Raw genomic sequence first — 2851 nt, 5'->3', positions numbered from 1 at the left:
CATAAGCTAATTTCAGCACTTGCAGTGACGGTTTCGACCACTGCTCTATTTGTAGCTGCGGCAAATCCAGCCTTTGCCCAAGACAGCGCGCCGCAAGATTCGGTCGTTGAAGAAGAAACTGACCAAGACGCCATTATCGTCACCGGCACGCGCCGTTCCGACCGTACGGTGGCGGATAGTACAGTGCCTGTGGACGTGATCTCAGGTGATGCGCTCGCCAGCACCGGACTGACAGAAACAAACAAAATCCTCAACCAGCTCGTGCCGTCATTCAACTTTCCCCAGCCATCAATTACCGATGGCACAGATGTTATTCGCCCCGCTTCCCTTCGCGGGCTCGCACCAGATCAAACTTTGGTACTTGTGAATGGAAAGCGTCGCCATGTCACCGCATTGCTGAACGTAAACGGCTCGGTAGGGCGGGGCAGCGCAGCCGTCGACCTCAACCTCATTCCCGCGCTTGCAATTGAGCGCGTCGAAGTACTGCGCGATGGCGCTTCATCGCAATATGGCTCAGATGCTATTGCGGGCGTAATCAACATACGGACCAAAACTGCCGATAATGGCGGCAGAGCAAGCGTCAGTTGGGGCAAATATTACAGCGACATGGCTGGTGTACCACGCGTGACCGGCTTGCAAACGGTCGGCAACCAGCCCGTGCTTAATCCTGCGGATAACCGATTTTTCCTTGCAAACACCGATGGCGAGCAAAAGGCGCGCGACGGCGAGTATAAAACCGCAGCCGTCAACATCGGCATACCGATCGGCGAAGGTTATATAAATCTGACCGGTGAATATCGTGATCGCGACGCAACCAATCGTTCAGGCTACGATCTGCGGCCGAACTACAACCGCCCAACAGCGGCTTTTGATGCAAAAGAACTCACTTTCAACCGCCGCAATTTTATTTTTGGCGACGCAAAGACCGAAGATTATAACTTTTTCGGTAGCGCCGGCATGCCCTTTGGTGAATCCCTAGAAATCTATGCCTTTGGCTCCTTTGGACACCGCGATGGCCTCAGCGCCGCTAACTATCGGCAATCGTCATCGGCAAACAACCGCGACTGGTCGGTGTTGGCACCCAACACAGCGGCTTCCGCAGCAAATTTCGTGCCGCTACGCGCTGACGGTTTCCTTCCATTTATCGATTCCGAACTTCAAGATTATGCTGGCTTCATTGGCATCAAGGGACAAGTTGGTGGCTGGAACACTGATCTGTCCATCGGATATGGAAATAACAGATTTGATTACATGGTTCGCAACAGTGTTAATACGAGCTTTGGCCCTGCCAGCCAAACTGATTTCGACGCGGGTGGGCTTGAATTTGGCCAATTGACCGCAAATCTGGATGTTTCGCGTGAATTTGATCTCGGTCTTGCCTCCCCAATTTCTTTCGCTGTTGGTTTTGAATATCGGGACGAGAATTTCAAAATCCGTTCGGGCGATACGCAATCATTCGCCATTGGGCCCTTTTTTCGTGCATCCCTCGTAACAACGGCTGCCAATTGCACGTCTCAAACCGGAGTGTTTAACGCGGCAACCAATGTGTGCAGCTTCCCCGGACGGGGAGCTTTAGTTGGCGCACAAGGTTTCCCGGGCTTCCCCACGTCGGCGGCCACCGACGCGAGCCGGAACAGCAAGGCAGCCTATGTCGAACTTGATGGCGACCTGTTCGACGGCCTAACCGTCACGATTGCCGGACGTTATGAGGATTTTTCGGACTTTGGCAGTGCGTATAACGGCAAATTAGCGATGCGTTATGAACCAGTAGAGGGCCTTGCGTTTCGTGGTTCTTACTCGAACGGCTTCCGCGCACCCTCTCTTCACCAACAGTTTTTTACGACAACATCGACTAATTTCATCTCTGGTCTTCCAGTCGAAATCAGCACGGTTGCGGTTAGCAGCCCCGTCGCAAGGGCATTGGGCGCACAGGCGTTGAAAGCTGAAAAATCCAAAAATCTCAGCCTCGGCATTACCATGCAGCCAACGTCACAGCTCAGTTTGTCGTTGGACTATTACAACATCAAAATTGACGACCGCATTGTTTTGACAGAAAATTTAGGCGCAGCTGGCACAGGTAGTGCAGCAATCCAGACCGCCGTGAAGGCTATTCTTGACGCGAATGGCTTCCAGAGCGTCGGTGCGGCCCGCTTCTTCATCAACGGGCTGGATACGACGACGCAAGGTATCGACGCAGTAGCGAGTTGGCGGGCGGATGCGGGAGATTTCGGCAATTGGACGCTGACCGCCGCATACAATCTAAATGAAACCAAAATCGATCAGCGCATCAACGCACTGGGTCCGCTTTCGGCGATTCCCGGTTTGGTTCTGTTCGGTCGAGTAGAGGGCATACGCTTCACCAATGGACAGCCAAGCGACAAGATCGTTTTAAGTGCCGATGGTAAGATCGGAGACTTCGGAATCACCGCACGCTCAACACGCTACGGTGAAGTTACATCACCCGATGCAGCGGCGCCCATCGGAAATGCTGCTAGCCTTGTTGCGCTGGGTCCTGACGACTTGGTGCTGCGTCCAAAATGGATCACCGACTTGGAGTTGCGCTACACATTTGCGGAACGGATTGAATTAGCAGTCGGTGCGAATAACTTGTTCGACGTTTATCCGGATGCGCGACCACAGGGTGCACGGGCAACCGGCGGAAGTTTCCCAGCGAATGCTGGATTTTTTCCCTATTCGGGCTTCTCTCCATTTGGGTTTAACGGCCGCTTCCTTTACGGACGGCTCTCCGTCAATTTCTAATCCCTCAAGAATTTCAACAAGAAGGGCGCGGCGTAAAACCCGCGCCCTTCTTTTTTGCCACGCGTTTTGACGCCCAACCTTACGCCTGCTA

1 protein-coding gene is annotated in these 2851 nt (G+C 53.3%); it reads left to right on the top strand.

Annotated elements, in window-relative coordinates; all coding sequences use genetic code 11:
- A partial coding sequence (locus tag HEQ34_RS14060) for a TonB-dependent receptor (protein WP_366934878.1) occupies window positions 1–2760 on the top strand: 2760 nt, incomplete at its 5' end.
- Window positions 2761–2851 lie beyond the last annotated feature (91 nt).

Origin of the sequence: Sphingorhabdus sp., from assembly GCF_023910635.1 — a bacterium.
Classification (GTDB): domain Bacteria; phylum Pseudomonadota; class Alphaproteobacteria; order Sphingomonadales; family Sphingomonadaceae; genus Sphingorhabdus_B.
Note: the sequence above shows the minus strand (reverse complement) of the source record. Positions and strands in the feature narration are given on the sequence as shown.